This window comes from Oscillibacter sp. MSJ-31 (assembly GCF_018918025.1).
Lineage (GTDB): Bacteria > Bacillota > Clostridia > Oscillospirales > Oscillospiraceae > Hominicoprocola.
In genome coordinates, this window is sequence record NZ_JAHLPT010000021.1 from 1 (window position 1) to 26,159 (window position 26,159).

At 59.9% G+C, this 26,159-nt stretch carries 30 protein-coding genes, 1 tRNA gene and 2 pseudogenes; 16 read left to right on the forward strand and 17 right to left on the reverse strand.

Annotated elements, in window-relative coordinates:
- Positions 1-479: 479 nt before the first annotated feature.
- The 7 genes from KQI17_RS11100 to KQI17_RS11130 form a co-directional block, all read right to left on the reverse strand.
- Positions 480-2,099, reverse strand: coding sequence for a LuxR C-terminal-related transcriptional regulator (locus tag KQI17_RS11100; RefSeq protein ID WP_216496293.1), 1,620 nt, complete (start codon positions 2,097-2,099; stop codon positions 480-482).
- Positions 2,089-3,423, reverse strand: coding sequence for an ABC transporter substrate-binding protein (locus KQI17_RS11105; protein WP_216496294.1), 1,335 nt, complete (start codon positions 3,421-3,423; stop codon positions 2,089-2,091). The genes KQI17_RS11100 and KQI17_RS11105 overlap by 11 nt, the downstream gene beginning before the upstream one ends.
- Positions 3,424-3,545: 122 nt before the next feature.
- On the reverse strand, positions 3,546-4,169 hold the full coding sequence (locus tag KQI17_RS11110; protein WP_216496295.1) for an S-layer homology domain-containing protein: 624 nt from the start codon (positions 4,167-4,169) through the stop codon (positions 3,546-3,548).
- The gene (locus tag KQI17_RS11115; RefSeq protein WP_216496296.1) at positions 4,081-4,344 is read right to left on the reverse strand and encodes a hypothetical protein; all 264 of its coding nucleotides are present in this window, start codon (positions 4,342-4,344) and stop codon (positions 4,081-4,083) included. Before KQI17_RS11115 ends, KQI17_RS11110 begins: the two co-directional genes overlap by 89 nt.
- Positions 4,341-4,826 carry a hypothetical protein gene (locus KQI17_RS11120; protein ID WP_216496297.1) on the reverse strand — a complete coding sequence of 162 codons (486 nt, stop codon included), beginning with the start codon at positions 4,824-4,826 and terminating at the stop codon, positions 4,341-4,343. The genes KQI17_RS11115 and KQI17_RS11120 overlap by 4 nt, the downstream gene beginning before the upstream one ends.
- Positions 4,823-5,137 carry a zinc ribbon domain-containing protein gene (locus KQI17_RS11125; protein WP_216496298.1) on the reverse strand — a complete coding sequence of 105 codons (315 nt, stop codon included), beginning with the start codon at positions 5,135-5,137 and terminating at the stop codon, positions 4,823-4,825. The genes KQI17_RS11120 and KQI17_RS11125 overlap by 4 nt, the downstream gene beginning before the upstream one ends.
- Positions 5,134-5,529 carry a hypothetical protein gene (locus KQI17_RS11130; protein ID WP_216496299.1) on the reverse strand — a complete coding sequence of 132 codons (396 nt, stop codon included), beginning with the start codon at positions 5,527-5,529 and terminating at the stop codon, positions 5,134-5,136. Before KQI17_RS11130 ends, KQI17_RS11125 begins: the two co-directional genes overlap by 4 nt.
- Before the next feature lie 343 nt (positions 5,530-5,872).
- Here KQI17_RS11130 and KQI17_RS11135 point away from each other — a divergent pair, with 343 nt between their 5' ends.
- Positions 5,873-7,201 (forward strand): ABC transporter substrate-binding protein, encoded by a 1,329-nt coding sequence (locus tag KQI17_RS11135; RefSeq protein ID WP_216496300.1) that lies wholly within the window; start codon positions 5,873-5,875, stop codon positions 7,199-7,201.
- Positions 7,202-7,243: 42 nt separating this feature from the next.
- Positions 7,244-8,902, forward strand: a complete 1,659-nt coding sequence (locus KQI17_RS11140; RefSeq protein ID WP_216496301.1) for a helix-turn-helix transcriptional regulator — start codon at positions 7,244-7,246, stop codon at positions 8,900-8,902.
- A 56-nt stretch (positions 8,903-8,958) separates the two neighbouring features.
- Here KQI17_RS11140 and KQI17_RS11145 read toward each other — a convergent pair whose 3' ends face one another.
- Both KQI17_RS11145 and KQI17_RS11150 read right to left on the reverse strand, forming a co-directional pair.
- Positions 8,959-9,585, reverse strand: a complete 627-nt coding sequence (locus tag KQI17_RS11145) for a hypothetical protein (RefSeq protein ID WP_216496302.1) — start codon at positions 9,583-9,585, stop codon at positions 8,959-8,961.
- 87 nt (positions 9,586-9,672) lie between these two features.
- Positions 9,673-10,044, reverse strand: coding sequence for a replication initiator protein A (locus KQI17_RS11150; protein WP_216496303.1), 372 nt, complete (start codon positions 10,042-10,044; stop codon positions 9,673-9,675).
- Positions 10,045-10,254: 210 nt separating this feature from the next.
- Here KQI17_RS11150 and KQI17_RS11155 point away from each other — a divergent pair.
- The 3 genes and pseudogenes from KQI17_RS11155 to KQI17_RS11165 all read left to right on the forward strand — a co-directional run.
- A pseudogene (locus KQI17_RS11155) lies at positions 10,255-10,416 on the forward strand (sigma factor); the annotation flags it as partial.
- A gap of 155 nt (positions 10,417-10,571) precedes the next feature.
- A complete protein-coding gene (locus KQI17_RS11160; RefSeq protein WP_216496305.1) occupies positions 10,572-11,033 on the forward strand; it encodes a helix-turn-helix domain-containing protein in 462 nt (153 codons plus the stop codon).
- Between the two features lie 43 nt (positions 11,034-11,076).
- A complete protein-coding gene (locus KQI17_RS11165; protein ID WP_216496306.1) occupies positions 11,077-11,280 on the forward strand; it encodes a type II toxin-antitoxin system Phd/YefM family antitoxin in 204 nt (67 codons plus the stop codon).
- Between the two features lie 130 nt (positions 11,281-11,410).
- On the opposite strand, the gene KQI17_RS11170 is transcribed toward KQI17_RS11165, so the two are convergent.
- Positions 11,411-11,587 (reverse strand): hypothetical protein, encoded by a 177-nt coding sequence (locus KQI17_RS11170; protein WP_216496307.1) that lies wholly within the window; start codon positions 11,585-11,587, stop codon positions 11,411-11,413.
- A gap of 88 nt (positions 11,588-11,675) precedes the next feature.
- Positions 11,676-11,825: a hypothetical protein gene (locus KQI17_RS11175; RefSeq protein WP_216496337.1), complete on the reverse strand. Its 150-nt coding sequence runs from the start codon at positions 11,823-11,825 to the stop codon at positions 11,676-11,678.
- On the opposite strand from KQI17_RS11175, the pseudogene KQI17_RS11180 reads away from it, so the two are divergent.
- Positions 11,798-11,929, forward strand: a pseudogene (locus tag KQI17_RS11180) (tyrosine-type recombinase/integrase); the annotation flags it as partial. The gene KQI17_RS11175 and the pseudogene KQI17_RS11180 overlap by 28 nt on opposite strands.
- 432 nt (positions 11,930-12,361) lie before the next feature.
- Positions 12,362-12,437: transfer RNA gene (locus tag KQI17_RS11185), tRNA-Pro, on the forward strand.
- A gap of 181 nt (positions 12,438-12,618) precedes the next feature.
- Here the strand turns inward: KQI17_RS11185 and KQI17_RS11190 are convergent.
- Positions 12,619-12,996 carry an antirestriction protein ArdA gene (locus KQI17_RS11190; RefSeq protein WP_253285802.1) on the reverse strand — a complete coding sequence of 126 codons (378 nt, stop codon included), beginning with the start codon at positions 12,994-12,996 and terminating at the stop codon, positions 12,619-12,621.
- Between the two features lie 498 nt (positions 12,997-13,494).
- Between KQI17_RS11190 and KQI17_RS11195 the strand changes: the two genes are divergently transcribed.
- From KQI17_RS11195 to KQI17_RS11230, 8 genes are all read left to right on the forward strand, one after another.
- Complete coding sequence (locus KQI17_RS11195) at positions 13,495-14,367, forward strand: phosphate ABC transporter substrate-binding protein (protein ID WP_216496309.1); 873 nt, start codon at positions 13,495-13,497, stop codon at positions 14,365-14,367.
- 86 nt (positions 14,368-14,453) lie between these two features.
- A complete protein-coding gene (gene pstC, locus KQI17_RS11200; protein ID WP_253285807.1) occupies positions 14,454-15,317 on the forward strand; it encodes a phosphate ABC transporter permease subunit PstC in 864 nt (287 codons plus the stop codon).
- Position 15,318: 1 nt separating this feature from the next.
- Positions 15,319-16,182, forward strand: coding sequence for a phosphate ABC transporter permease PstA (gene pstA, locus KQI17_RS11205; RefSeq protein WP_216496311.1), 864 nt, complete (start codon positions 15,319-15,321; stop codon positions 16,180-16,182).
- 1 nt (position 16,183) lies between these two features.
- Positions 16,184-16,945 carry a phosphate ABC transporter ATP-binding protein PstB gene (gene pstB, locus KQI17_RS11210; RefSeq protein WP_216496312.1) on the forward strand — a complete coding sequence of 254 codons (762 nt, stop codon included), beginning with the start codon at positions 16,184-16,186 and terminating at the stop codon, positions 16,943-16,945.
- Positions 16,945-17,589 carry a phosphate signaling complex protein PhoU gene (gene phoU, locus KQI17_RS11215; RefSeq protein WP_216496313.1) on the forward strand — a complete coding sequence of 215 codons (645 nt, stop codon included), beginning with the start codon at positions 16,945-16,947 and terminating at the stop codon, positions 17,587-17,589. The genes pstB and phoU overlap by 1 nt, the downstream gene beginning before the upstream one ends.
- Positions 17,590-17,591: 2 nt before the next feature.
- Positions 17,592-18,272: a response regulator transcription factor gene (locus KQI17_RS11220; RefSeq protein ID WP_216496314.1), complete on the forward strand. Its 681-nt coding sequence runs from the start codon at positions 17,592-17,594 to the stop codon at positions 18,270-18,272.
- The gene (locus KQI17_RS11225; RefSeq protein ID WP_216496315.1) at positions 18,269-19,927 is read left to right on the forward strand and encodes an ATP-binding protein; all 1,659 of its coding nucleotides are present in this window, start codon (positions 18,269-18,271) and stop codon (positions 19,925-19,927) included. The genes KQI17_RS11220 and KQI17_RS11225 overlap by 4 nt, the downstream gene beginning before the upstream one ends.
- A gap of 331 nt (positions 19,928-20,258) precedes the next feature.
- Positions 20,259-21,425 (forward strand): ABC transporter ATP-binding protein, encoded by a 1,167-nt coding sequence (locus KQI17_RS11230; RefSeq protein WP_216496335.1) that lies wholly within the window; start codon positions 20,259-20,261, stop codon positions 21,423-21,425.
- A 56-nt stretch (positions 21,426-21,481) separates the two neighbouring features.
- On the opposite strand, the gene spoVAE is transcribed toward KQI17_RS11230, so the two are convergent.
- The 5 genes from spoVAE to KQI17_RS11255 all read right to left on the reverse strand — a co-directional run bounded on the left by spoVAE (position 21,482) and on the right by KQI17_RS11255 (position 25,261).
- Positions 21,482-21,838, reverse strand: a complete 357-nt coding sequence (gene spoVAE / locus KQI17_RS11235) for a stage V sporulation protein AE (RefSeq protein ID WP_216496316.1) — start codon at positions 21,836-21,838, stop codon at positions 21,482-21,484.
- Positions 21,838-22,863 (reverse strand): stage V sporulation protein AD, encoded by a 1,026-nt coding sequence (spoVAD, locus tag KQI17_RS11240; RefSeq protein WP_216496317.1) that lies wholly within the window; start codon positions 22,861-22,863, stop codon positions 21,838-21,840. The genes spoVAE and spoVAD overlap by 1 nt, the downstream gene beginning before the upstream one ends.
- A gap of 130 nt (positions 22,864-22,993) precedes the next feature.
- A complete protein-coding gene (locus KQI17_RS11245) occupies positions 22,994-23,755 on the reverse strand; it encodes an amino acid ABC transporter ATP-binding protein (RefSeq protein WP_216496318.1) in 762 nt (253 codons plus the stop codon).
- A 14-nt stretch (positions 23,756-23,769) separates the two neighbouring features.
- Positions 23,770-24,426, reverse strand: a complete 657-nt coding sequence (locus tag KQI17_RS11250) for an amino acid ABC transporter permease (protein WP_216496319.1) — start codon at positions 24,424-24,426, stop codon at positions 23,770-23,772.
- Between the two features lies 1 nt (position 24,427).
- Complete coding sequence (locus tag KQI17_RS11255) at positions 24,428-25,261, reverse strand: transporter substrate-binding domain-containing protein (RefSeq protein ID WP_216496320.1); 834 nt, start codon at positions 25,259-25,261, stop codon at positions 24,428-24,430.
- A 284-nt stretch (positions 25,262-25,545) separates the two neighbouring features.
- Here KQI17_RS11255 and KQI17_RS11260 point away from each other — a divergent pair, with 284 nt between their 5' ends.
- On the forward strand, positions 25,546-26,157 hold the full coding sequence (locus KQI17_RS11260) for a hypothetical protein (protein ID WP_216496321.1): 612 nt from the start codon (positions 25,546-25,548) through the stop codon (positions 26,155-26,157).
- Positions 26,158-26,159: the final 2 nt, after the last annotated feature.

A 26,159-nucleotide genomic window follows, 5' to 3' on the forward strand; every position in this document is an offset into this window, starting at 1 on the left:
CATCCCCTCTGTCTCCGGCTTCGTGCCGGCCTTGGAAAAGTGGACGGGGCTGCTGTGCCATGTTCTGCCGCACTCCTGACAGCGAAGGAGAAATCGAAACTCCCCTATGGTAGAGCAATCTCCCATCGCCTCCTTTATGATCTGCTTCATGTGTAGTCCCTCCTCTCCGGCAGTTCTCCCGATTGCGGCTCTGTTGACTCTATCTCTACCAATTTTCGCAGGGAAAAAATATAGGCCTGAGTCCTGTTTTGGGGCAAAACCCGCAAAAGCAGGACTCAGTCATAGACGGAACGCACAAAAACCATCGGTATATGCTGGATATTTTCAACAAGGAAAAGACAGAGGACGGTTTTTCCGTCCTCCGTCTTTTGATAGAGATGTTCGCCCTTTGGACAGGCTCTGCGGCACGGGAAAAACACCCCCTGTCCGTTATTGATATGAAAAAGGCTGCCAACCGGCAGCCTTTTTCATCGGTACGATCATTTACCGCCGCCCTGCAGCAGCTCCTCCAGCCGCTCACAGCGCCGGAGAATATCCAGATAAGCTTTCAGGCTGTCGTAGGAATCCACTCCCAGCTTGCTGTAGATGTGGCTGTTGTGACCCTTCACCGTCCCCACGCTGATGAACAGCAGGCCGGAGATGTCCTTGACCGCATAGCCCTCGGCATAGTAGCGCAGGATCACGCGCTCCGTACCGGTCAGCCCCTTTGCCCGGTCGATCAGCTCGGACACAAGGCTTTCTACCTGCCGGGGCAGGGCGGCCTCGGGCTGGCTTTCCCGCAGACGGCTGTGGAAGTAGGCCGTCAGCTCGTCGATCTCCCGGATCCCCGTAGGCTGCCAGTCCTGCGCCTGGCTTCTGGCCGCCGCAAAGCCCTGGGCAATGGGCGTGGCAAAGCGGCGGGAAAGGGCGGCGGCCAGCACCAGCATCCCCGCAAGGAAGCCCAGGGAGCCAAGGATCCAGCCGATACGGGCGGTCTGGGCACGGTGGCGGTAGCCGCTCTCCGGTATCAGCGTCACCGCCGCCAGCGGATAGCCATCCGCCAGCCGTCCGGGGATGATCTGGTACTTTCCGAGATAGGTCATATCGTTCCAGATAAAGGTATCGTAGTCCCGGCCGCTTTGGATCCTCATCTCGCCGGAGGCCGACAGGTCCGTCCCCTCTGTGCTGCCCAGCATGGCCTTATCCAGAAGGAGGGTATCCCCGTTCATGGGAGCCAGCAGCATCAGAAAGCTGCCGTAGGAGCTGGGGACCGTGCTGTGGGACAGGCCGAAGTAGAGCTCGCTGAGCTCCATGCCGCAGACGCCCCGCACCGTTCCGCTCCCATCCCGCACGGGAACACACAGCAGTGTCACGCTCTCCCAGGTATCCGGCAGCGGCACCCGCCCCGTCCAGAGGCAGCCGCCGGAGAGCCGCTCGCCCTCCCACGCCATGACCTGCCGGTAGCCGGGGAGCAGGGACGTGTCCAGCTCCGGATTCCAGCGGTTGTGCAGCTGCAGGCCGTTTTTCCGGGCAGCATCCACCGTTCCCCGGAAATAGGCTGTGATGCCGCTGGGATGGGCAGAGCGCAGACCGGAATAGCGGAGATACACCCCCATGCGGGAGGTTTTGGATTCCGGCAGCGTTGTATTGGCTGTGGCATCCAGACAGAAATATACGCCGCTGCAGGTGCTGCCCGCCATGGTGGTTTCCAGAGCGGGGATCATCAGGGATTCCAGCTCTGCGATAAGCGCCGGATCGTCATTCAGCGCGTCAAAGGAGAGACCGCGGTGGGCAAGAAAGCTCTCCAGCTCTCCGCCGACCGTTTCGGAAAGCTCAATGCCCTGCGCAGCGAGGGCGTCCATCTGGGCAGTAAAAAGTGCGGCGGTGTTGCTCTGCTGCAAAGCCGCCGTCTCTCCAAATTGGCGTGCTGTACGGGAGAGGACCCCCGTCACGCTCAGCAGAAGCAGCGCGGCAGCCAGCATCGCCAGCACCATGCAGAGCCAGTACAGCACCAGACTGCCGCCAATGCTGCGGTTGCCCGCTGAACTGTCAGTTTTGGACAGACGCCCGCTCAAAAGCAGCACGGAGCTCCCTCCCTTCCCGTTTTTGTCACTTGCCATAGCTTTTTTGGAGCTCCTCCCGCACGGTACGAAGCAGCGGCTCCAGCGCGTCCGCGCCCTGCTCCAGGTACTGGGCCCGCCCGGCCGCCAGGCGCAGACGCACCGTCTTTTCAAAGTGGGTCTCAAGATTGAGATAATCCTCCCGCTGGGGCGGCACATAGAACGTGTAGTCCTGCCGCGTTTTCAGAAAGGCTTCATAGAGCGAAACATACATGGGATCGCTCAGCGTCTCGATGGCGGCAGGCAGGTAGCGGTCAAAGCCCTCCTTCGTCACCGGCATGTATCCAAGAGATGTAACGAAGTCCACGTTCCGCTCCGGCTCGGTCAGCCACTTCAGGAAGGTCATGCAGGCCTTTTCCCGCTCCGGCGTGGACTTTACCGTGCAGACTCCCACGCCCCGCTGCATGACCAGCTTTTCTCCGTCCTCAAAGATGGGGCAGGGCAGCGAGACGATCTCCACCTGCTCGGTGCGGTTGTCCTCATAGGTCACCACATCGGAATAGTACAGCACGCTGGCGGACGAGGCGACGGACGCGATCGCGTCGCCGGTGCGCAGCGGCTCGGTGGCATAGCCGCTGCCCAGCCAAAGCCCGCCGGTCAGCGCAGCTCTGGCGTAAGGCTCCCATGCGTAGGCGAATTTGGGGCCGAAGGCAATTCCGTTTTTGTCGAAAAAGTCCTCGCCCAGCGATTCCACCCCCACCTGGAAATAGTTGAAGTGGTAGTCGTGAACGAAGAAGCACTTGCCGCCCGACCAGTCCGCATACCGCTCCGCCATGGCGTACAGCCCCTCCCAGGTGGCCAGTTCGTCCAGGCTTGCGCCGGTTTCGGCGGCGAAACGGTCAAAGGCCGTTTTGTTCACAAAGAGGATCTCCGTGGATTTTGCCAGCGGCAGAATGACCAGCCGGTCATGGATCGTTCCTTCCTCAACAAATTCAGGGAGGTAGCGCTCCAGCTCTTCGTCGGTAAAATAGTCCCGGTAGTCCGCCAGAATGTCCTCATCCGGCAGCGCCAGCACGGTCTTTGGGTAAGACACGAACAGGTCCGGCAGCTCGGGCGCTCCGGGGTCCTTGTAGGCGGCGGCCAGCACGCTCTCGTGGATAACGCCGCTGTTGCTGACGCTGTCCACCCGCACTCGGATGCCCTGCTCCTGCCCGACGGTGCGGTTGAACTCATCCACCAGCGCGTTCATGGGTGAGTTCACCTCACCTCCGTAAACATGCCAGAGGGTGACGGTGACGGGGTCTCCGTTGGTTTCCCCGCAAGCGGCGAGGCACAGCACAAGGCCGGCGGCCAGCGCCGCCAAAAGGAAGATTCGTTTTTTCATGGATATGCCTCCTCGCTCAGTGGGAAAGGGTTCCGCCCGCCCGTTTTCGATCTTTGGGAAAAGGCGCGGCGGCATGGCCGCCGCGCCTTTCTGTGCTTTGCTTGCGCGTTATGTCCGGAGGATCACTTCACACTGCGATAGAGGAAGGTGACGATCTGGGCTCTCGTGCAGTCGTTGTCGGAGCCGAACAGACCGCCGCCGATGCCGCTGGTGATCTTGTTATTCTCCGCCCATGCAACTGCATCAGCGTAGTAGGCAGTTGCCGCCACATCACCGAACGCACAGCCGCCGCCGACTGCGGGGCTGCCGGAGGCACGATAGAGGAAGGTCACCGCCTGCGCACGGGTGCAGGTAGCGTCGGGGCTGAACTTACCGTCGCCGGTGCCGCCGGTGATGCCATTCTCCACGGCCCACGCAACTGCCTTGGCATAGAAGGCGTCAGCGGGAACATCCGCGAAGCTGCTCATGTGCTTGGGAGCGGGAGAACCGGCAGCACGCCACAGGAAGGTGACGATCTGCGCACGGGTGCAGGGCTGGTTGGGAGCGAACAGGCCGTTGCCGACGCCGCCCGTGATGCCCTTCTCTGCCGCCCACTTGACCGCTTCATAGTAGTAAGCGTCCACGGGAACATCCTTGAAAATCTGCACCGGAGCCTCTTCAACGAAGCTGCCCTTGACTGTGACCTTGCCCGTAGGCATGGTGAAGGTGTACTTGCCGTTCTTCTCGGTGAGCTTCAGGGCATACAAAGGTGGTGGTGTATGGCGTTTCCTTTTCGCCTTTGACGGTCTCGCTGCCAAAGACCACATCCACCGGCGTTTTTTCCGCCGCCTGGGCGGGCGCGGTCAGCGCCGGCAGGGCGGCCACCGCCAATACAAGGGTCAAAAGCCAGAGTGTCAGGCGTTTATTGATTGTTTGCTTCATGGTTGTTCCCCCTTTCTCAAATCCCTCTGGCGGCGTTCCTGCCGCCCCATCGCTTCTGAAGTTTCTGCGATCCACGCCCGCATCTGCCGGGCGGTCAGGTCGCCGATAAAATATCCGTGGATGAGCTTCAGCTCCACGGCCTTGTCTAAGGCGGGCAGCTTCTCCGGATGGCCCGCCGCACACACCAGGTAGACCCGGCACTCCGGCCGCAGCCGCCGCACCTCGATGGCGATGTCGCAGCGGGCGGAGATGTCCTTGTCCTCCACGCCCTCGGTGAAGTCGGTCTCCAGCAGCAGAAGGTCCGCCTGTTCAGCTACGCACTGCCACACCACATCGGCATAATCGTCTGAGAGAATGGCCATAGGCTTGCAATCCCCCAGCTTCCCCAGCCAGTCCACAGCATAGCGGGTCATGGCGGGCGAATTGAAGCACACCGCCGCTTTCAGCAGCAGGGGCGGCTCCCGTCTCCGGAAGAGGCTCATACCGCCGCCCCCTTTCTCCGCGTCACGCCTGCCTTCGGCAAGCGCGTCCCGCATTCGGGGCAGTACCGCGCCACGTTGGTGACGGCCACGCCGCAGCCGGGGCAGCAGCGGTGGCGGGAGAGGTAGAAGTCATAGAGGGTCTTTTCCGGCAGCGCCGCGCCGCAGTCGGTGCAGTCCGTCCGGTCGGCGCTGTTGGCCTTGCCGCAGCTGGGGCAGATCTTGCGCCGCCGCAGCGTCTCCGGCCCGCAGCCATACTCCAGCAGCGTCACCTGCCGCAGGGCTTTCCGGGTTCTCAGGTCATAGTTTGTCATTCGGCGGCTCCCTCCTTTCCGTCTGTGCCGCCCACCTGCAATCTTGCTCCACAGATGGGGCAGAAGCAGGCGTCCGGTTCCTGGAGGCGGACGCCGCAGTGATGACAGAACGAGGGGTACTCGTCCTCCCATGGCGCGCAGTCCAGACACAATCCCGCGTTGACATTGAACATAGCGGAGGACACATACTTCCCGCATTTGGGGCAGAGGTTGAACTCCCACTTGCCCTCCTGTTCCCACGCGATCTCCAGCGCCGCTTCCTCCGTGTCCGCCTGAACAGGCTTGGTCACGCAGCACAGCTCACCGGAGATGTCGCAGTAAAAACGGAAGACTCTGCTGCCTCCCGAGTCGGTGACGACACGAAAGGCTGCCGTTTTCTTCGCCTGCTCCATCCGTATTCCTCCTTTCTTTTTTTCATTTCGTCTTGTAAATCTGTCGTAGAATATGCTACAATGCCTAACGAGGCGGTCGGCTCGACAGGATATAGAGCGTCGAGCGATCTTTCGGTTGGAGCTTCGCTCCAACCGAAAGGGGTACCCCTTTCGCGATTCTCTGTTCATTTGACGGGGCCGAACGGCGATCTCGCCTCCCCGTCTGCCTGTTTTGTACCATAGATTTAAAATCTTGTCATACCCTAAAACCTCGATTTAGGGTAGACGGACGGAAAAAAATTTTCAAAAATCGCCGGAAAACAACGTTTTCGCGGACAAGTGTTTGTATGTGGAGGACATAGCGGTGAAAAAACAAGGTTACGCCATTCTCATGGCAGTTATCATGGTATTTGCCCTGACGGGCTGCGGAAACAAGTCCCTTCTCTCGGCCAAGGAGCCGGTGGAGCTGACGATGTGGCACGTATACGGCGAGCAAGCCGGTTCCCCGATGGACACGCTGGTGGAGGAATTCAACCGCACCGAGGGGAAGGAGAAGGGCGTCCGCGTCAAGGTGACGGAACTGAGCAGCGCCGCGAAGATCGGCGGCTTTCTGTTAGAGACGCAGAGGGATTCCGCGCAGGAGATGCCGGACCTCTTTACCTGCCACATCGTGGACGCCATCGCCCTGGGCGAGGATAATCTGCTGGACTGGAATGACTGGTTCACGGAGCAGGAGCAGAGCGAGTTTGTGTCCGGCTTCCTGGCGGACGGTAAAGCAGATGATGGCAGGCTGCTTGTATTTCCCCTGTCCAAATCCACGCAGCTGCTCATGCTCAACGGCACGGGCTTTGCCCGCTTTTCCGCCGCCACCGGCGTGACCTATGACGATCTCTCCACCTGGGAGGGATTCTATGACGCTGCCGGGCGGTTCTATGACTGGACGAACGGCACGGAACCCTTCTGCGCCATGGACTATCCCATCCGCGCCGTGGAGCTGAACGCGCTGGAGCATGGGGCAGAGGATTTTTACACGGAAGACGGCTGGTACGATTTTGACAACGCCGTTTTCAAGGAGAGCTGGATGCAGTTTGCCCGTGCGCTGGCGCAGGGGCATATCGTGGTGTCCGACCTCTATTCCAATACGCAGGTGATGACCGGCGAGGTTCTGTCCGGCCTTGGCTCCTCCGCGGCGATCCTTTATTATAATGATACCGTCACCTATGAGGACGGCCGCAGCGAGCCGATGGACCTGCAGGTGGTCCCCCTGCCCATGACAGCGGGGGCGGAGCCGTTGATGACGCAGGCGGGCGTGGGCCTGTGCGCCTATAAGACCACCGAACAGAAGGCGGAGGCTGCCAGCCTGTTCGCCCATTGGCTGACGGAGAAACAGCGCAATCTGGACTTTGTGACCTCCACTGGCTATATGCCCGTGCGGAACGGGGCCTTCGATTCCATCGATGAAGTAGAATTTGCCGATCAGGGCTATGCCAATCTCTACGCCGCCCTCAAGACCATGCAGGAAACCTATACCCCGCTGGCCGAAGTGCGCTTCACGGACTACTATCCCAAAGTCCATACCCTGTATGACGACCTGCGGCAAATGCAGCAGGAGCTGCCCTGGCGGGCCGCTGCCGGTGAGGATGTGGAGGCGCTGGCGGAGGAGACATGGGCGCTGTTCCGCTCCATCCAGTAAATCACTTTTCCGTAACTTTCCATCAAGGCAGGTGAAGGCCTCATGCAGGTATCATCCTATCTGAAAAACGCGCGGCGCTCCATGCGGCATAAGCTCATCGGCTACATGATCGTGCTGGCGGTGCTGCTGGTTGCGGCGCTTTATGCGGGACTCACCCTGTTTGGCCGGTTGAGCAGTCCCAAGGCCGAGATTAAAAAGGCGCTGGATCTCCAAATGGAGATCTTTCAGAACGATATGGAATCCCTGTGGCACAATGTCTCCGTTATGAGCATCCTTCTTTCCGAGGATATGACCGCGCTGCTGGAGGACACGCTGCAGCAGCAGGGCATCTCCTTTGAGGAGTTGGACGGGAATGTGGAGGCGACCAAAGCGGTAGAGGACGCTATGCTGGAGCCGCTGAGCCAGTACGTCCGGCAGGCGGACTGCTCCGGCGCGTTCGTCGTTTTGGAGAGCTCCATGAGCGACGGGGATACGCCAGACGCCCGCAGCGGCCTCTATGTGCAAAGGGCAAACGCGGGGCGTGTGACCAATAACCTACTGCTGTTCCGGGGCATCGCCAGCGTGGGCAAAGCGCACAATGTCATGCCGCACCGGAAGTGGGCGCAGGAGTTTCATATTGCGCAGTTCCCCAATTACGCGGAGCATACCGTACAGGCTGCCGCCCCGATTGCCGATTCCCGCCGCACCACAGACCCGCTCACGCTGCCGGGGACCTCGGAAAAGGCAATCCTGCTGACGATCCCCATGATCGGGGCAGACGGCACGGTCTATGGAATGTGCGGCTTCTCCATCAATCAGTCCTACTTTTCCGCGTGCTATGACCAGCCCTCCAACCTCAGCCGCCTCGCCTGCCTGCTGACCACGGAGAGCGGTGATACCTTGGATGCGGGAGCGGCCCTGATGACCTATACGGAGGAAGGCTTCTGCTATGTTCCTCCGGAAACACTCACCGTTAAACCCATGAGCGACGGTCTTGTATCCTTGAACGGCGACGGTTTTTCCTTTGTCGGCATGGTAGAAAATCTTTCCACGGCAAAGGGCGATGGAGCGCCCCACACGCTGGCGGTGCTGATCCCGAAGGAGGATTACAATCTCGCTGTAGCCAAAAATATTATGCAGACGGTGTTGCTTTCGGCGCTGCTGCTGTTCTGCGCCATCGTTTGCTGTCTGTATCTGGCGCGCCGGTATCTTGCTCCGGTGCATCGGGATCTGGAGCGGCTGCGGGACGAGGACCGCGGCGGCGAGCAGATGGCGTTTGCTGATTTTGAACCGATCTCCGCCACACTGCAGGCGCAGGATCGGGAACATGAGAAGATCATCACCACGCTGGAGCAAGAAAAGCAGACCGTGCAGGAGCAGGCCGTGCAGCTTTTGGATAAGAATGAGGCGCTGCAAGGGCAGTTTGAAGCGGCCCAGGCCGACGCCCAGCGGCTGGCCTACTCCCGAAAATCTGAAATTGATCCGGCGACCTATGAGATGTTCCTGGTCGGCTATGATATGCTGACGCCGACGGAACGGGAGATTTTGGACGCCCTGGCCGATGGCAGCAGCCCCCGCGAGCTTTCCGAACAAAGAAACTGCTCGGAGAGCACCATCGCCACACACCGCAAAAACATTTACAGAAAGCTGGACATCCACAAAGCCTATCAGCTCAAGATCTGCATCGCGCTTCTGCGTCAGGAGCGAGAAGCACAAAACTGAACAAGAAACAAGCCGCCCCTGTCAAGCGTTGAGCCTGACGGGGGCGGCTTCAGATGTCAGCCGCTCCAGTTGTTTTTCTCCAGTGCCTCAAAGTAGGCCCAGGTCTGCGGTGCGGCATTCCGAAAGGTTTCCATGCGTTTTTCGCTGCCGCTGTATGCGATCCAGTAGTCAAAGCTGTCTGCGAAGTATTCCCTGGCGTTGGTTTTGGCGTAATCCCGCAGCCCGGAGTTCTGCGCCTCCGCCAGATATAGCTGCTCATGCTCCGTAGGGATTCCCAGCGTCCAATCCAGATAATGTCCGAATTCATGGAGCGCCGCACTGGCTTCCGAGATGTAGATGGTTTTCTGGCTGTAGTCGGTGGCTCCAATGCGGCTCATGTTCAGTTTCTTGCTGAGGCCGCCCATGTAGTCGAAGTCGATGCAATATGCCCAGCCGGCGGCGTTGAAGGCGGCAAGCACCGGCTCCGGCACCTGCCGCAGCGCCAGCAGGTAGTCATTGATGTTGACGCCTGCCGCGTTCACTAACGTCACCGGAGCTGCCGGGGCTGTCACGGCGAAGGCTCTGGTCAGGATTGCGTGAAGGAGCATGGCAGCGTCCCTGCGGGTGATGATCTCGTTTGCATCATCCTCCTCGCCGCAGAGTTGAAGCTCTTTCCCGATGCGGATTCGAAAACCGAAAATCAAGACTTTCGAAAATCGAAAGTCACAGAAGCGCAGACTCCGGCCACATCTATGATTTTCGAAAATCGAAAGTCTGGACTTTCGATTTGTTCAGGATATATCGCCAGCAAAGTCTTTCACATAAATGATAGCCAGTTTTCCAAGTCCTTGCCGCTTTCGTTCAATCAAACCAATACCTTTCTCGCTGTCCAATTCTGCGAATAGGCGCACCGCCTTTTCAGAGCGACAGCGCAAGGTTTCCATGACTTCTTCTACCGTAAAAATGATAAAGACACGATTTTGGTCGTCAACCCAACCGTTCCGATAGGACAACTCCATGCGATCAAGCAGCAGTCCATACAATAGCTTTGCATCAGAGGAAACGCCATCAAACCGACTATCGGTGATTAGCAGTTTTGGAATGCGAAAGAAAGCGTATTGTTCACTGGCGCGACCGTAGTAATAGGGAAAACTCAATGGCATTAGATTCACCACCTCTTCCTACATAAGCAAATGGAGCATACATGATGTATGCTCCATTTGCTTATGTAGGCAACAGAATATGTGTGTTATACAATATACCCAAGTGACGATTATAGCTGTCGATCCGCATATTACCAGACAGGGTTTCTTCACTATCTTTTGGATTAATATTTAGGGAAGATATGGGGCAGAGAAAAGCTCCTTGTGCCTTTGAACCACACGTTAAAGAAATACTACACCCAGTCCGAGGAGCAGGACGATCTCATCTCCATCGGCACCATCGGGCTCATCAAGGGCATTTCGACCTTCAAGCCCGAGAAGGGCGCGCGCCTTGCGACCTACGCCGCCCGCTGCGTAGAGAATGCTATGCTAGCATAGCGGAACAATCGGCGTTTGAAGTAGCGGAACAGACTCCTTTTGATGCAAAATGGCGTCTGCTAGCGCAAGTAGAAGTCCGCTGCTTCATTCTGATTTCCAATATATCAGGTTCAGTAAAAGTAGCCCCGCTGCAAATTCTTCAATTTCCGGTGATACTGCCGCACAAGTTTCAGGATGCAGAAAAGTTCAATCTTCAGTTCTCGGACTTCTCAGAAATTAGCGAAACGGCGGACAAGCTCCGCTGGCTTCGATATCAGAAAGGACTGCGGCAGAGAGACGTTGCAGACTACGCCGGGATAGACCGGAGCACCTATGTCCACTATGAAGAATACGGCAAAGACCTCTATCCGCCAGAGCACATGGAGAAAATTGCACAGCTTTTTGATGCCCCGGTTGAAAGATTTCTGGATGACTACAATCTCTTTCTGAGAAATGACCAGGGAGCGAAGATCAAGACAATTCGAATGAAACTGGGACTGACGCAGAGAGAATATGCGGACAAGCTGGGAGTCAGCCTTAGCAGTCTCAAGCAGTGGGAACAAAACCGCGAGCAGATATTCAAATCCACGTGGGAGAAATATTTCAAGCAGAGCCTTGAAAGCTGCAAATAAGTCCGATAGAATTATTACAGAATCATTCAGGCGACGCTGACACATGATTATTAAATCTTCAACCGCGTTGCGCAACAACTACGGCATGATCTCTGATCTGGCGCATAAAGAAGCTGAACAGCGTGAGGAAACCTTGAAGCTGCGCGCAAAGCTGGAGGCAGCAGAGGCCGCCCGGCTTTCCGGTGCGCCCGCCTACACACTGGAGGAATCCAGAAAGCGGATGGAGGCGATCTATCAGCGTGACTGACCTTGCGCTCAGCGGGAGCTTGAAGCAATCGCGTAGCTCTATATGACCCTTGTAGGGTCAAACTCAGCAATAAGCATATGCAAAACGTGCAGACCGGCGTTCAATGCCGGTCTGCACGTTTGCGTATGTATCATTTCTGCGCCTTCAGGTGCTTTGACGCTGCGTCCACCAGTTCCAGCTTCTGCTCCGTGGAACAGGGCAGCTTCTGGACATTTTTCAGCACCTGCTCGGACTGAAACTTTGCCAGCTCCTGTGCCAGCTCCTGCTTTGCCTGCTGTGACTTAGGAAAAATCAGAAATACTTCCATCGCTGCCCTCCTTTCCAGAGCATTTGCCGCTTCAATCTATGCGTGATTTCCAATGCGTATGTAGACGGTTTGCACACTGCACACGGTCTCAAGTCTGCGCATCGGGCACTTCTTCCTTGACGATCAGTTTGGCGTCCGCTGGGTAATTCAGCGTGATGAGGGCAGGCTTGCCCAAACCCTGCTCGCGGCGGATAATCAGACCGCTGTATGGCAAATGCCGGAATGAACCCAAAAGCATTACAGTACATTATGGGACATTCCAACATTACTATGACGCTGAACTATTACGCACACTCTACTTTTGATAGCGCAAAAGCTGAAATGCTGCGGATAGCAGCTTAGTAGTAAATCAAGGTTTTACTACTTCTTTACTACTTTTGAAAGCAAAAACCTAAGCGGATATAAAAATATATGTGAGTTTCTTCTGATACGAAAAATGCCGGAAAAGCCTGTAAATACGGGCTATACCGGCATATAAGAACTTCTAAAAAGATAATCAAAATTCATATCTAATTTTAAGAATAAAATTTGTGATGCTCATTCCGTTATTGACGAATAGGAAAATATCAAATACATTTTGTATTATAAAACAAACGTAAAATATACAGGGAGACAACAAACGAAATTAGGCGAGCAATCTATAGTATACATTGACAATAGCTGGAAGTCAGTCTATACTCAAAACTAAGGAACTAAGGATGCAAAAAAGAAAAAAACTATGGGTGGGCTCTTGACAGCGCGCGGAAAAATCCTTATAATAGCCGTGTTGCACATCCGGGTGTAGCGCAGTTGGTAGCGCGCATGGTTCGGGACCATGAGGCCGTGGGTTCAAATCCCGCCACTCGGACCATGCGGAGTATCATTAAAGGATCTGAAAAGTTCTTTTGATGATACTCCGCATTTTTTATGCTCAATTCTATATGGCAATCTGTGCGGGGGCGTAGCTGAGTGCTACGCCTTTTCTCGTTTCCATGATAATGTCGGCCTCCGGAATCTTCCGGCGATCCGGCGCATCAAAGGCACCGATGCAGTTATAGTGAATGCTCCTTTCTCGGGTGCAGGCGCTCGCCCTCCAAGGATGAACGGTCTATGATCTCCTTGTAGGCCGCCATCTGCTCCCGGATATTCAATTTGGGATACGCAAAAATGCGGTATTCGGCAGGAATGTCCTCGATCCCGTGATAAACCTCCTTGAAGTCGCCGCTGCGGGTCAGATAGCCCGTGGGGGCGAAATGGCCGCCCTCGTTGATCCGCATATCCCGCCCGTAGGCTTCAAAATCGAAGTAGGGCAGCACATTATCCGGCACATCCAGCATTTCCATGGCCTCCACATAGATGCGCCCCAGCATTTCATCGTCGGTCACGCCGGGGTGCAGATCGTAGCAGTCCAGATGCGAAAGCTCCTCCATCGGAAGCTCAGATATATCGGCATATTTGCATACCGCTAAAAAACTTGTGCGGTAAGTCCTCAGTGTGACCTCTTTTGCACCAAGAGCCTTTCTTGAGTGCAGAAATGCTTCATAAACCTGTGAAACCGTGCTTAATCTAATCTTTTTCATGCGCGCATAGCTCCTTTGTTTTTTTCAAGAAACTAAGCGTGCAAAAAAAAGAATCCATAAGCCAAAACTTAAGGATTCTAAGGAATTTGAAATTGGGCCGCTCCCGAACCATGCGCGCTACCAACTGCGCTACATCCGGATGTGCAACACAGCTGTTATAAGGATTTTTCCGCGCGCTGTCAAGAGTGAGAGCGGGAGATTTTTGAAGAATTTTCTTCTTTTGCGCCGCGCCGCTGATTTTACCTCGATTTTACATGACCCGGCTTTTGCATTTTACAGCGCTCCGTTATGCTTTGCGTTGTGGAACGAAGAAAGTCCAAAATCAACATGTGAAATGAGGAATGAAAGATGAAAAAGACACTTGCATTTGTGCTCACCGCTGTGATGAGCCTCTCGCTGCTCGCGGGCTGCGGCAACAAGACCGCTGCCCCCGACAGCACCAACAACGACCAGCCGCAGCAGCAGACTGAGGAAAAGCTCAGCGGCAGCGTCTCGACCAACGGCTCGACCTCGATGGAAAAGGTCATCGGCGCGCTGAGCGAGCAGTTCATGGCCGACAACAGCGGCGTGAGCGTCACCTACGATCCCACCGGCTCCGGCGCCGGCATTGAGGCCGCCAGCAACGGCAGCGCGGACATCGGTCTTGCCTCCCGTGCCCTCAAGGACGAGGAGAAGGCCGGCGGCCTGACCGAGACCGTTGTCGCCCTCGACGGCATCGCCGTCATCGTCAATGCGGGCAGCAAGGTCGAGGATCTCTCCGTCGAGCAGATCGCAAAGATCTTCACCGGTGAGATCACCGACTGGAGCGAGGTCGGCGGCGAAGCGGGCAAGATCTCCTGCATCGGCCGTGAGGCCGGCAGCGGCACGCGCGACGGCTTCGAATCCATCACCGGCACCAAGGATGCCTGCAAGCTCGATCAGGAGCTGACCTCCACCGGCGGCGTCATCGAGGCGGTCGCGGGCAACGCCAATGCCATCGGCTATGCCTCCCTCTCCGCAGTCGAGGGCAAGGACACCGTCAAGGCTGTGACGGTCGGCGGCGTCGCCTGCACCGAGGAGACCGTCCTCGACGGCAGCTACGCCATCCAGCGTCCCTTCGTCCTCGTGACGAAGACCGACGCTCCCCTCTCCACCGCCGCGCAGGCCTTCTTTGACTACGCCACCTCCACCGCCGCGAACGACCTCATCAAGGCCGCCGGCGCGGTGCCGGTCGCAAAGTAAGCGCCATGGCGGCTGCATACATCTCTCCGGCGGCAGAGGGCGCAAAGCCCTCCGCCGCCCGGCCGCGTCACAGCGGCGTGCGCAAGATGCTGGAAAACCTCATCCACCTCATTTTCCTGCTCTGCGGCGTGGTCGCCGTTGCGTTTGTACTGTTCATCAGCGTGCACCTGATCCTCTCGGGTATTCCCGCCATCCGCGAGATTGGCCTGTTTCAATTCCTGCTGGGCAAGGTCTGGGACCCGACGAACACCACCACCGGCGCGCAGTACGGCATCCTCGCCTTCATTCTTACGAGCATCTACGGCACGGCGGGCGCCATTCTCATCGGCGTGCCGGTGGGACTTCTGACCGCCGTGTTCCTCGCCCGCGTCGCTCCGCCAAGGCTTGCGGCAGTCATCCGCACGGCGGTGCAGCTGCTCGCGGGCATCCCCTCGGTGGTCTACGGTCTGGTCGGCATGATCGTGCTCGTACCCGCCATCCAGCGGACCTTTGACCTCAGCTCGGGCGCGTGCCTGCTCGCCGCCGTCATCGTGCTGGCCATCATGATCCTGCCGTCCATCATCAACGTGTCGGAAACGGCGCTACGTGCTGTGCCGCACGAGCATGAGGAGGCCTCGCTCGCGCTCGGCGCGACGGAGATGGAGACGAGCTTCCGCGTTGTTCTGCCCGCCGCGCGCAGTGGCGTGGTGACGGCTGTGGTGCTCGGCGTGGGGCGTGCCATTGGCGAAGCCATGGCGATCATCATGGTGGCGGGCAACGTCTCCAATATGCCCGGACTCTTTACCCCCGTTCGCTTCCTCACCACCGGCATCGTCTCCGGCATGGCCTATGCCGCTGTCGGCAGCCTGTATCAGCAGGCGCTCTACTCCATCGCGCTGGTGCTGTTTCTGTTCATCATGCTCATCAATGTGGTGCTGAACCTCTTCATCAAGAAGCGGAAGGGGGACTGACATGGAACGGAACCTTTCTCCGCGCCGCCGCGCCTATGATCTTGCCATGCGCTCTCTCGTGTGGCTGAGTGCGTTGCTCACCTGTGCCCTGCTGGTGTTTCTCATCGGCTATATCTTTTATCGCGGCTTCCCCGGCGTAACGCGGGATTTCCTCTCCGGCACAAGCAGCTACATCAAGGACACCATCGGCATCCTGCCGAACATCCTCAATACGCTCTACATCATTCTCTTTGCCATGGCCATCGTCCTGCCGCTCGGCGTGGGCGCCGCCATCTATCTCACGGAGTACGCCGCAAACCGCAGGGTCGTAGAGCTCATTGAATTTGCGACTGAGACGCTCACCGGCATCCCGTCCATCATCTTCGGCCTCGTCGGTATGCTCTTTTTCGTGCAGAAAATGGATCTGCAGGCGGGCGTGCTCGCAGGCAGCCTGACGCTCGTCGTGATGATCCTGCCCACCATCGTGCGCACGACGCAGGAGAGCCTGAAGACCGTGCCGCAGTCCTACCGCGAGGGTGCGCTGGCGCTCGGCGCAGGCAAGTGGCGTATGGTGCGCACCGTTGTGCTGCCCAACGCCGTAGACGGCATCGTGACCGGCTGCATTCTGGCGGTCGGGCGCATCGTGGGCGAAAGCGCGGCGCTGCTCTACACCGCCGGCTTCGGGCTGGTGCTCAACGATTTTCTCACCGCGCTGCACTCGTCCTCCGCCACGCTGACGGTCGCGCTCTATGTCTACGCCAACGACCGCGGGCGCACGGACGTCGCTTTTTCCATCGCAAGCGTGCTGATGCTGCTCACGCTCGTCATCAATCTCACCGCGGCGCTCACCGGCCGCAAGCTCAAAAAGAACGGAGGGACACAGTAAAATGTCTGACGCTCCCATCATCGAAGCCAGGGGTCTGAACCTCTGGTACGGGCCGAACCACGCGCTCAAGGATATTTCCGTCGCCATTCCCGCGCACGAGATCACGGCGTTCATCGGGCCGTCCGGCTGCGGCAAATCGACCTTCCTGCGCACGCTTGACCGCATGAACGACCTCATTCCCAATGTGAAGATCACCGGCGAGGTGGACTTCAACGGCGAGAACATCTACGCGCCGAGCGTCGATGTGACCTGGCTGCGCAGCCGCATCGGCATGGTCTTTCAGAAGGCCAACCCCTTCCCCATGAGCATTTACGACAACATCGCCTACGGTCCCCGCACGCACGGCGTGCGCAATCGCGCGAAGCTCGACGAGATCGTGGAGCGCTCGCTGCGCTCCGCCGCCATCTGGGACGAGGTGAAGGACAGGCTCAAAAAGAGCGCGCTCGGCCTTTCCGGCGGACAGCAGCAGAGGCTCTGCATCGCCCGCGCGCTTGCCGTCGAGCCGGAGGTGCTGCTCATGGACGAGTCCACGAGCGCGCTCGACCCCATCTCGACGTCAAAGATCGAAGACCTCGCGTGCGAGCTCAAGGACCGCTACACCGTCGTCATGGTGACGCACAATATGCAGCAGGCGGCGCGCATTTCGGACAACACCGCCTTCTTCCTGCTCGGCGAGCTGGTGGAGTTCGGCAAGACGGAGCAGGTCTTTTCCACGCCCGCCGACAAGCGGACGGAGGACTACATCACGGGGAGGTTCGGCTGATGCGAAACAAATTTGACGAGCAGCTCTCGCAGCTCAATCACGAAATGATCGAAATGGGTGCGCTGTGCGAGGAGGTCATCGCGCTCGCCAGCCGTGCGCTGACCGAAAACGACAAGAGTCTTGCCGCGAGGGTCGCGCCGCTCGACAGCGAGATCGACCGGAAGGAGCGCGACATCGAAAACCTCTGTCTCAAGCTGCTGCTTCAGCAGCAGCCGGTCGCGCGCGACCTGCGCCAGATCTCCGCGGCGCTCAAGATGATTACGGACATGGAGCGCATCGGCGATCAGGCCGAGGACATCGCCGAGATCATCAGCTTTCTCCACGGCCATCAGGCCGAGGACAATGACCTCCTGCGCGAGATGGCGAAGGCCGCCATCCGCATGGTGACGGAAAGCGTTGACGCGTATGTAAAATGTGATACAATGTTAGCGGAGCAGGTCATCGCGGAGGATGACACCGTGGACGGCTATTTCACACAGGTCAAGGAGCGTCTGATCGGCAAGATCGCGCAGGACCCCGCGGACGGCGAATACGCGCTCGACCTGCTGATGATCGCAAAATATTTTGAACGCATCGGAGACCACGCGACGAACATCGCCGAGTGGGTCATTTTCTCCGTCACCGGCGTTCACAAGGGGGAATAAGGATGATCTGGTGCGTGGAGGACGACGCGAGCATCCGTGACATTGAGGTGTACGCGCTCACATCCACCGGCTTTGAGGCCCGGGGCTTCGCCGACGGCGACACGTTCTGGGACGCCCTGCAAAAGGAAACGCCGCCCGAGCTGGTCGTGCTCGACGTGATGCTCCCCGGCACGGACGGCATCGAGCTGCTGCGCCGGCTGCGGGCGAGCGCGCGCTTTGCCGAACTCCCCATCGTGATGGCGACCGCCAAGGGCGCGGAGTACGATAAGATCCAGGGGCTCGACCTCGGCGCGGACTACTACCTCACGAAGCCCTTCGGCGTGATGGAGTTCGTCTCCTGCGTCAAGGCGGTGCTGCGCCGCAGCCGTCCGAAAACGGCGCAGGCGCTTCTGCGCAGCGGCATGCTCACGCTCGATCCCGCCGAGCACACCGTCACGGTGGAGGGCGCGCGCGTGGAGCTGACGTACAAGGAATTTGAGCTGCTGCGGCTCTTCCTCTCCCACCCCGGCATGGCCTTCACGCGGGATCAGCTGATGGAAAAGGTCTGGGACGTGGACTACTGCGGCGAGACGCGCACGGTGGATATGCACATCCGCACCCTGCGCCAGAAGCTCGGCGAAAACGGCGAGCACATTGAGACCGTGCGCGGCGTGGGCTACCGATGGGAGGCGGAGAAGAATTGACCAAAAAGATCTTCCGCTCCATCCTCACCGTCGGCGTCGCGGTGCTCGCGTGCAGCCTGCTGCTCGTCATGGGCTGCTTCTACAGCTTCTATGAGGGGATGCAGGAGCACCAGCTCGGCGACGAGCTGCGCATCGCTGCGGCAGCCGTGGAGACCAACGGCTCGACCTATCTGGAGAAAATCAAGTCCGACCGCTTCCGCGTCACCTGGATCGCCTCCGACGGCACGGTGCTCTACGACACGCAGGCAGACGCCGCGCAGATGGAGAACCATCTTGAGCGCGAGGAGGTCCGCGAGGCGCTGGAGACCGGCACGGGCAGCTCGAGCCGCTACAGCGCGACGCTGCTGCAAAAGACCGTTTACAGCGCGAGCCGTCTCACGGACGGCACCGTGCTGCGCCTGTCCGCCAGCCGCGCCACGATGGGCGCGCTGCTGCTCGGAGCGTTCCAGCCCATTCTGCTCGTCGTGATCGTGCTGCTCGTGCTCTCGAGCCTGCTCGCGAGCCGTCTGGCCAAGCGCATCGTCGAGCCGCTCAACGCGCTCGACCTCGAGCATCCGCTGGAAAACGACGCCTATGAGGAGCTCTCTCCGCTCCTGCGGCGCATCGACCGCCAGCGCAGACAGATCGACGCCCAGCTCGCCGAGCTGCGGCAGAAAACGGACGAATTCACACAGATCACCACCGGCATGAACGAGGGGCTCGTGCTGCTCGACGAAAAGGGCGCGGTGCTGAACATCAATCCCGCCGCGCAGACGCTCTTCGGCGTGACGGGCGCGTGCGTCGGGCAGGATTTCCTGACCGTGGACCGTGAGCACTCCATGAGCCTCGCGCTCCGCACGGCGATGACCGACGGGCACAGCGAGGTCCGCGCCGAGCGCGGCGGGCGCGAGTACCAGTTCGACCTCAGCCGCATCGAGTCCGATGGCAAGGTGGTCGGCGCGGTGCTGCTGGCCTTCGACATGACCGCGCAGGCCTTCGCCGAGCGCAGCCGCCGCGAGTTCACGGCGAACGTCTCGCACGAGCTGAAAACGCCGCTTCAGGGCATCATCGGCAGCGCCGAGCTGCTGGAGAACGGCATGGTCAAGCCGGAGGATATGCCCCGCTTCGTCGGTCACATCCGCGCCGAGGCGCAGCGTCTCGTGACGCTCATCGGCGACATCATCCGCCTCTCCGAGCTCGACGAGGGCGGCGAGCTGCCGACCGAAACGGTCGACCTTCTCCCGCTCGCGCAGGAGGCCGCGGAAAATCTCCGCGCCGCGGCGGAGGCAAAGGGCGTGACCGTCACCGTCTCGGGCGAGAACGCTCCGGTCACCGGCGTGCGGCGGCTCCTCTATGAGATCGCTTACAACCTCTGCGACAACGCGATCAAGTACAACGTGGACGGCGGCAGCGTGGATGTGCGCGTCGGCGCCGAGGGCGGCAGCGCCTGTCTCACCGTGTGCGACACGGGCATCGGCATCCCGCCGGAGCATCAAAGCCGCATCTTCGAGCGCTTCTACCGCGTGGACAAGAGCCACTCCAAGGCGAGCGGCGGCACGGGTCTGGGACTGTCCATCGTCAAGCACGCCGTGGCGTACCACCATGGCACGATCGCGCTCAAAAGCGAGGTCGGCAAGGGCACGGAGATCACCGTCCGCTTCCCGCAGGAAAAATAACGGCAGCAAAATGGGAAAGGGCCGACGCTCTTTCCCGTTTTTGTTCCTTTCATTCCTGTCATGCGGCACAAAGATCACGGCATGAAACTGTCTCTTTTCACGAAATCGGCGCAGCGGACGCCGGCAAGCCTTGTACCGGCTTTCGCGCTGTGATAGGATAAAGCCATCCAAAACCACCCGCGTCGGCTACTCCACCCAATAGCCGCCGTGAGGAACATGAAAGGATCGTTCCCGCCCTGACCGGCGGTGCGGCAGTGTGGAGACCTGCCGTAAAGCGCCCGAGCGGCGCGAGGCCCTGCGCGCGGAGGCGGCAGAGCCGCGGTCAGAGAATATGGCAGAGGTCATTCTGAAAAACATCAAGAAGGTCTACCCCAACAGCGAGCCGAAAAAGAGGAGCAAGGACAGCGGCGAGAAGAAGCACAACCTGCAGATCACCGACGAGGGCGTGGTCGCCGTGCAGGAATTCAACCTCGACATTGCCGACCGCGAGTTCATCGTCCTCGTCGGCCCGTCGGGCTGCGGCAAGTCCACCACGCTGCGCATGGTGGCGGGTCTGGAGGAGATCAGCGCGGGCGAGCTGTACATCGACGGCAAGCTGATGAACGACGTGGCCCCCAAGGACCGCGACATCGCGATGGTCTTCCAGAACTACGCGCTCTACCCGCACATGACGGTGTATGAGAACATGGCGTTCTCGCTCAAGCTCAAGAAGGTCCCCAAGGACGAGATCGACCGCAAGGTGCGCGAGGCCGCGGAGATCCTGGACATCACCCAGTACCTCGACCGCAAGCCCAAGGCGCTCTCCGGCGGTCAGCGCCAGCGCGTCGCCATCGGCCGCGCCATCGTGCGTGACCCGAAGGTGTTCCTGATGGACGAGCCGCTGTCGAACCTTGACGCAAAGCTGCGCAACCAGATGCGCGCGGAGATCATCAAGCTGCGCGAGAAGATCGACACGACCTTTATCTACGTCACGCACGATCAGGTCGAGGCCATGACGCTCGGCGACCGCATCGTCATCATGCGCGACGGCTTCATTCAGCAGATCGGCACCCCACAGGAGGTGTTCAACCACCCCGCGAACCTGTTCGTCGCCGGCTTCATCGGCACACCGCAGATGAACTTCTTCGAGGACTGCCGGCTTACCAAGAATGGTGACGCCTACTCCGTCACCGTCATGGGCCACACGCTGCCGCTGACGGCGGAGCAGAACGCGAAGCTCGCCGCGGCGGGCGCGGAGAGCCGTACCGTGACCGTCGGCGTGCGTCCGGTCCACGTCACCGTCGGCGACAAGGGCATCGACGCGCAGATCGACGTGAGCGAGCTGATGGGCAGCGAGCTGCATCTGCACATGACCGCCGACGGCAAGGACGTGGTGGCCGTGGTGCAGACCGCGAACCTCGACCCCAACGCCTACGCCCGCCACACGGCGGTGAGGTTCAGCTTTGAGCCGCGGCTCATCCATCTCTTCGACCCCGAGACGGAGAAAAACCTCATCTGATTTTCCGATGATATTCATCGGTGTGCCCGTTCCTTTTGGAACGGGCACTTTTTTTGTCACCGCTTGTCGCCGGGCCGGAAGAGCAGCGCCATCACGACCGCGAAGCAGACCGCCGCGGCGATGCCGCCCGCAGTGGCGGAGAGCCCGCCGGTCATCACGCCGAGCCAGCCCTGCTCCGCGACGGCCTTCTTCACGCCGCTCGCAAGCGAGTAGCCAAAGCCCATGAGCGGCACGGTCGCGCCCGCGCCGCCCCATTCGACGATGGGCTCGTAGATGCCGACGGCTGTGAGCAGCACGCCCGCGACGACGTAGCCCGTCAGGATACGGGCCGGCGTGAGCGGCGTTTTGTCAATGAGGATCTGTCCCACGGCGCAGAGGATGCCGCCGCAGAGAAAGGCGTTGAGATAGTCCATCAGCTTTCCTCCCCGATGTTTTCCAGAATGACGGCGTGGCACACGCCCGGGATGCTCTCGCCCTGCATGGTGGAGGTCGGCGAGAGCAGCGCGCCCGTCGGCGCGAAGACGATCCTATTCCACTTGCCCTCGCGCATCCCGCGCAGAAGATAGCCGTTGAGCACGGCGGCGGAGCAGCCGCAGCCGCTGCCGCCCATGTGCATATCCTGCCGCTCCAGATCGTAGAGCAGCAGCCCGCAGTCCTTGTAGTTCTTCGTCATGTCCACGCCGTCGCGCGTAAAGAGGTCCGTGACGACCTCGTGCCCGAGCCGGCCGAGATCGCCGGTGACGATGAGATCGTAGTCCGCGGGTGAGGTCCGCGTGTCGGAAAAGAGCGCGCGGAGCGTGTCATACGCCGCGGGCGCCATCGCTGCGCCCATGTTGTTCGCGTCCGTGATGCCGCGGTCCACGATCCTCCCGATGGCCGCGTGCGTAACGGCAGGGCCCCTTCCCTCGTTCGACAGGATGCAGCAGCCCGCCGCCGTGGCCGTCCATTGGGCGGTCGGCGTGCGCTGCGAGCCGTAGGGCACGGGCATCCGGTACTGCCGCTCGGCGGTGCAGAAGTGCGAGGAGGTCATCGCCGCAGCGCGGCGGGCAAAGCCGCCGTCGATGCTCATGGCGGCAAGCGCCAGGCTCTCCCCCATCGTCGAGCACGCGCCGTACACGCCGCACAGCGGCACGCCGAACTCCCGCAGGGCGAAGGAGGTGCCAATGCACTGGTTCAGAAGGTCGCCGGCAAAGATGAGGTCCAGCTCCTCCGGCCTGCGCGTCGCCTTCTCCAGTGCGCGGGAAAGCACGCGCTTCTGCATACAGGCTTCGCCCTTCTCCCAGGTCTTTTCGCCGAAGAAGGAATCCTCGCTCAGCTCGTCAAAATAGTCCGCCAGCGGGCCCTGTCCCTCCAGCTTCGCGCCGATGTTGGCAAAGCTCTCCACGCGCGGCGGACGTGAAAAGCGCAGCGTCTGTGCGCCGATCCGTTTGGTCTCCATACCATTTCCCCTTGTGCTTGTAGTTTGTCTTAGTATGCCAAGGCCGGGAAATTTTATGAATTTCAGGTAAAACAAAGAGGGATGCGCCGTGTGTGCCGGCACATCCCTCTTTGCAGAGGAGGCAAATATTTCAGGTCTGATAGCTGCGCAGGAAGCGCCGCGTGCGCTCCTGCGCCGGGTCGCCGAGCACCTGCTCGGGATCGCCCTGCTCGACGATGACGCCGCCGTCCATGAAGATCACGCGGTCGCTCACGGCGCGGGCAAAGGCCATCTCGTGCGTGACGATGACCATGGTCATTTTTTCCTCCGCGAGATCACGGATGACCTTGAGCACCTCGCCGGTCAGCTCGGGGTCGAGCGCGCTGGTCGGCTCGTCAAAAAAGAGGATGTCGGGCCGCAGCGCCAGCGCGCGGGCGATGGCGACGCGCTGCTGCTGTCCGCCGGAGAGCTGGCAGGGATAGGCGTCCGCCTTGTCCGCAAGGCCCATCTTTTCGAGCAGGGAGAGCGCCAGCTCACGCACCTCGCCGCGCTCGCGCCTCTGCACAGTAAGCGGCGCGTCCGTCACGTTTTTGAGCACCGTGTAATGCGGGAAAAGGTTGAACTGCTGGAACACCAGCCCGAAGCGGCTTTTGATCCGCCGCAGCGCAGCCTTGTCCGCGTAGACGCTCTTTCCCTCCGCGTCCATCGTCGCGGCGAAGTCGTTCCCGTAGGCGAGCAAGCCGCCGTCCATCGTTTCAAGCAGCGTCGCGCAGCGCAGGAGCGTCGATTTGCCGCTGCCGCTGGGGCCGATGACCGAGACGGCCTCGCCCTCGCCCACGGTGAGGGAAATGCCCTTGAGCACCTCCAGCGAGCCGAAGGACTTGCGGACGTCCTGCATGGTCAATACGTTCATGTCCGGTCCCTCCCTCACTGGTAGTAGGCGAGCGAGCGCTCCGCACGCTCCATCGCAAAGGCGACGATGTAGTTGAAGACGTAGTAAAAGAGTCCTGCCGCCGCGAGCGCCAGCATACCGGGCGTATTGGGCGAGGCGACGATCTGCTTGGCGCGGGTGAACATCTCCACCGTGCCGATGACGGAGGCGAGCGAGGTGTCCTTCACGAGCGTGATGACCTCGTTCGTCACGGGCGGCAGCACGCGCCGGATCATCTGGGGAAGAAGGATGCGCCCGAAGGACTGCGCGCCGGTGTAGCCGAGCACCTGCGCCGCCTCGAACTGCCCGACCGGGATGGACTCGTAGCCCGCGCGGTAGATCTCCGCGAAGTAGGCCGCGTAGTTGATGACGAAGCCGACGATGACCGCGCCGAAGCGCCAGTTGCCCGGCGGCGTGAAGTCGAAGAGCAGGAACGGTCCGTAGTAGACGACCATGAGCTGGAGCATCAGGGGCGTGCCGCGCATGACGGAGATGAACAGCTTCACGAGCCAGCGCAGCGGGGCCACGCGGCTGCGCCGGCCGAACATCACAAGAAGCCCGAGCGGCAGCGAGCCGAGCAGCGTTAAGGTAAAAATTTCCAGCGATTTCCCGAAGCCCTGCACCAGCAGGGTCAGCATGGCGGAAACGGTCATGTTACTTGACGAGGCAGAGGCTGTCGATCACAAGGCCCTGATCGACGTACTTCTCCGCGATGGAGAGCATCGTGCCGTCCTCGGCCATTTTGAGGAGCTCGGCGTTCACGGCGTCGCGCAGCTCGGTGTTGCCCTTGAGGAAGCCGATGGCGTACTGCTCGGTGGAGATGGGCTCATCCAGGATCACATAGTCGCCCTCATTGCTGGCGATCTGGAACTTGGCAACGCCGAGGTCGGCGGCGATGGCGTCCACGCTGCCCTGCTTGAGCTCCATGAAGCCGGTGTTATAGTCCGCCAGCTCCACGACCTCCTTGAGGGAGGACTTGAGCGACTCATTGGCGTTGATAGCGTCCACGGCGGAGGAGGCGGCCTGCGCCATTACGCTCTTGCCGGCAAGGTCGGCGAGGGCGGAAATGCCGCTGTCGGCCTTGACGACCATGACGATGGAGTTATCGACGTAGGGGTCGGACCAGGTGTAGTCGTTCTCGCGTCCGGTGTAGGTGAAGCCGTTCCAGATGCAGTTGATGGTGCCGGCGGCGAGCTCGGCGTCCTTGCTGTCCCATACGATGGGAACGGCCTCGAAGTCCCAGCCGAGGCGGGAGCACAGCTCCTCGGCCATCGCAAGGTCAAAGCCGTCGTAGCTGCCGTCGGCGGCGATGAAGCCGAACGGCGGGAACTCGGCGTCGAAGCCGACGATGAGCTTCTGCTTTTCGGCGGTCTGGGTGGTGTCCGGCGTGTCGGCGCCGGTCTGGGGGGTATCGTCCTGCTTGGCGCCGCAGGCGATGAGGGACAGGCTCAGCACGAGGGCGAGCGCAAGAGAGATGAGCTTTTTCATGGTTTGGATTCCTCCACGTTTCGATTTAGTGTGATGCTATGATAGCACAGCATTTTGTAAATGCAAGCCCTATTTTTGCCCGTTCGGTAATCTTTGGCGTACTGACCGAAGCGCCCTCGGAGTTCTCCTTTTATGTTTATGCACTATCACGATGTTGCGGTAGTGCGCAAAAGCATTTACGACACTGTTCCGTCCTGTACCCCGCGCAAAGAAAAAGGATTGGCTTTTTCCTTGTGCCGATGTATAATGAAGACAAATATAAGCTTCTTCCGGGAGGATACGATATGAAAGAAAAAATGCGCACCATCGGCTACCTGTGCCCGAGGTGCAGAAAGCCCGTTATACAGCAGCGTTCCCGCTTCGCCCTTGCCGCCTCGGGCGCGATCGTGCAGTGCGAATGCGGCAAGAGCGAGCTGCAGATCGACTTCGACGGCGAAAAATTCCGCATCAGCGTGCCCTGCGGCGTGTGCGGCGGCGAGCATCTGGCGGAGTGCGGCGCGGACCGGCTGCTCGACGGCGAGGGCATCGGCCTCGCCTGCCCCGAGACCTCCGAGCTTTGCTGCTTCATTGGGGAGGAGTACGCCGTCAAGCGTGCGCTCGAGCAGCTGCAGATCACGGCGGAAAAGCAGTCCGCGCAGGGCGACGCGCCCGAGGCCTTCACCGACACGGTCATCATGTACGAGGTGCTGAGCGAATTGAAGGAGATCGCCGCGCGCCCGCGCGGCATCACCTGCGCCTGCGGCAGCGAGCGCTACCGTATGCAGGTGCGTCCCGCCGCCGTCGACCTCATCTGCGAGGACTGCGGCGCGAAGCTGCGCATCGGCGCAGCGACCGATGAGGACCTCGACCGCCTGTGCTGCCGCATGACGCTGCAAATTCCCGGGAAAAAGGAGTAAGG

Coding starts and splice junctions, on each gene's coding strand:
- KQI17_RS11260 (WP_216496321.1), top strand. CDS start 25,546: ATGAAAGAAAAAATGCGCACCATCGGCTACCTGTGCCCGAGGTGCAGA.
- KQI17_RS11175 (WP_216496337.1), bottom strand. CDS start 11,825: ATGCTTTTGGGTTCATTCCGGCATTTGCCATACAGCGGTCTGATTATC.
- KQI17_RS11245 (WP_216496318.1), bottom strand. CDS start 23,755: ATGAACGTATTGACCATGCAGGACGTCCGCAAGTCCTTCGGCTCGCTG.
- phoU (WP_216496313.1), top strand. CDS start 16,945: ATGCGAAACAAATTTGACGAGCAGCTCTCGCAGCTCAATCACGAAATG.
- pstA (WP_216496311.1), top strand. CDS start 15,319: ATGGAACGGAACCTTTCTCCGCGCCGCCGCGCCTATGATCTTGCCATG.
- KQI17_RS11140 (WP_216496301.1), top strand. CDS start 7,244: ATGCAGGTATCATCCTATCTGAAAAACGCGCGGCGCTCCATGCGGCAT.
- KQI17_RS11100 (WP_216496293.1), bottom strand. CDS start 2,099: ATGGCAAGTGACAAAAACGGGAAGGGAGGGAGCTCCGTGCTGCTTTTG.
- spoVAD (WP_216496317.1), bottom strand. CDS start 22,863: ATGGAGACCAAACGGATCGGCGCACAGACGCTGCGCTTTTCACGTCCG.
- spoVAE (WP_216496316.1), bottom strand. CDS start 21,838: ATGGACTATCTCAACGCCTTTCTCTGCGGCGGCATCCTCTGCGCCGTG.
- KQI17_RS11190 (WP_253285802.1), bottom strand. CDS start 12,996: ATGGAGGAGCTTTCGCATCTGGACTGCTACGATCTGCACCCCGGCGTG.
- KQI17_RS11220 (WP_216496314.1), top strand. CDS start 17,592: ATGATCTGGTGCGTGGAGGACGACGCGAGCATCCGTGACATTGAGGTG.
- KQI17_RS11130 (WP_216496299.1), bottom strand. CDS start 5,529: ATGGAGCAGGCGAAGAAAACGGCAGCCTTTCGTGTCGTCACCGACTCG.
- KQI17_RS11105 (WP_216496294.1), bottom strand. CDS start 3,423: ATGAAAAAACGAATCTTCCTTTTGGCGGCGCTGGCCGCCGGCCTTGTG.
- pstB (WP_216496312.1), top strand. CDS start 16,184: ATGTCTGACGCTCCCATCATCGAAGCCAGGGGTCTGAACCTCTGGTAC.
- KQI17_RS11170 (WP_216496307.1), bottom strand. CDS start 11,587: ATGGAAGTATTTCTGATTTTTCCTAAGTCACAGCAGGCAAAGCAGGAG.
- KQI17_RS11150 (WP_216496303.1), bottom strand. CDS start 10,044: ATGCCATTGAGTTTTCCCTATTACTACGGTCGCGCCAGTGAACAATAC.
- KQI17_RS11250 (WP_216496319.1), bottom strand. CDS start 24,426: ATGACCGTTTCCGCCATGCTGACCCTGCTGGTGCAGGGCTTCGGGAAA.
- KQI17_RS11255 (WP_216496320.1), bottom strand. CDS start 25,261: ATGAAAAAGCTCATCTCTCTTGCGCTCGCCCTCGTGCTGAGCCTGTCC.
- KQI17_RS11125 (WP_216496298.1), bottom strand. CDS start 5,137: ATGACAAACTATGACCTGAGAACCCGGAAAGCCCTGCGGCAGGTGACG.
- KQI17_RS11230 (WP_216496335.1), top strand. CDS start 20,259: ATGGCAGAGGTCATTCTGAAAAACATCAAGAAGGTCTACCCCAACAGC.
- pstC (WP_253285807.1), top strand. CDS start 14,454: ATGCTGGAAAACCTCATCCACCTCATTTTCCTGCTCTGCGGCGTGGTC.
- KQI17_RS11195 (WP_216496309.1), top strand. CDS start 13,495: ATGAAAAAGACACTTGCATTTGTGCTCACCGCTGTGATGAGCCTCTCG.
- KQI17_RS11120 (WP_216496297.1), bottom strand. CDS start 4,826: ATGAGCCTCTTCCGGAGACGGGAGCCGCCCCTGCTGCTGAAAGCGGCG.
- KQI17_RS11165 (WP_216496306.1), top strand. CDS start 11,077: ATGATTATTAAATCTTCAACCGCGTTGCGCAACAACTACGGCATGATC.
- KQI17_RS11115 (WP_216496296.1), bottom strand. CDS start 4,344: ATGAAGCAAACAATCAATAAACGCCTGACACTCTGGCTTTTGACCCTT.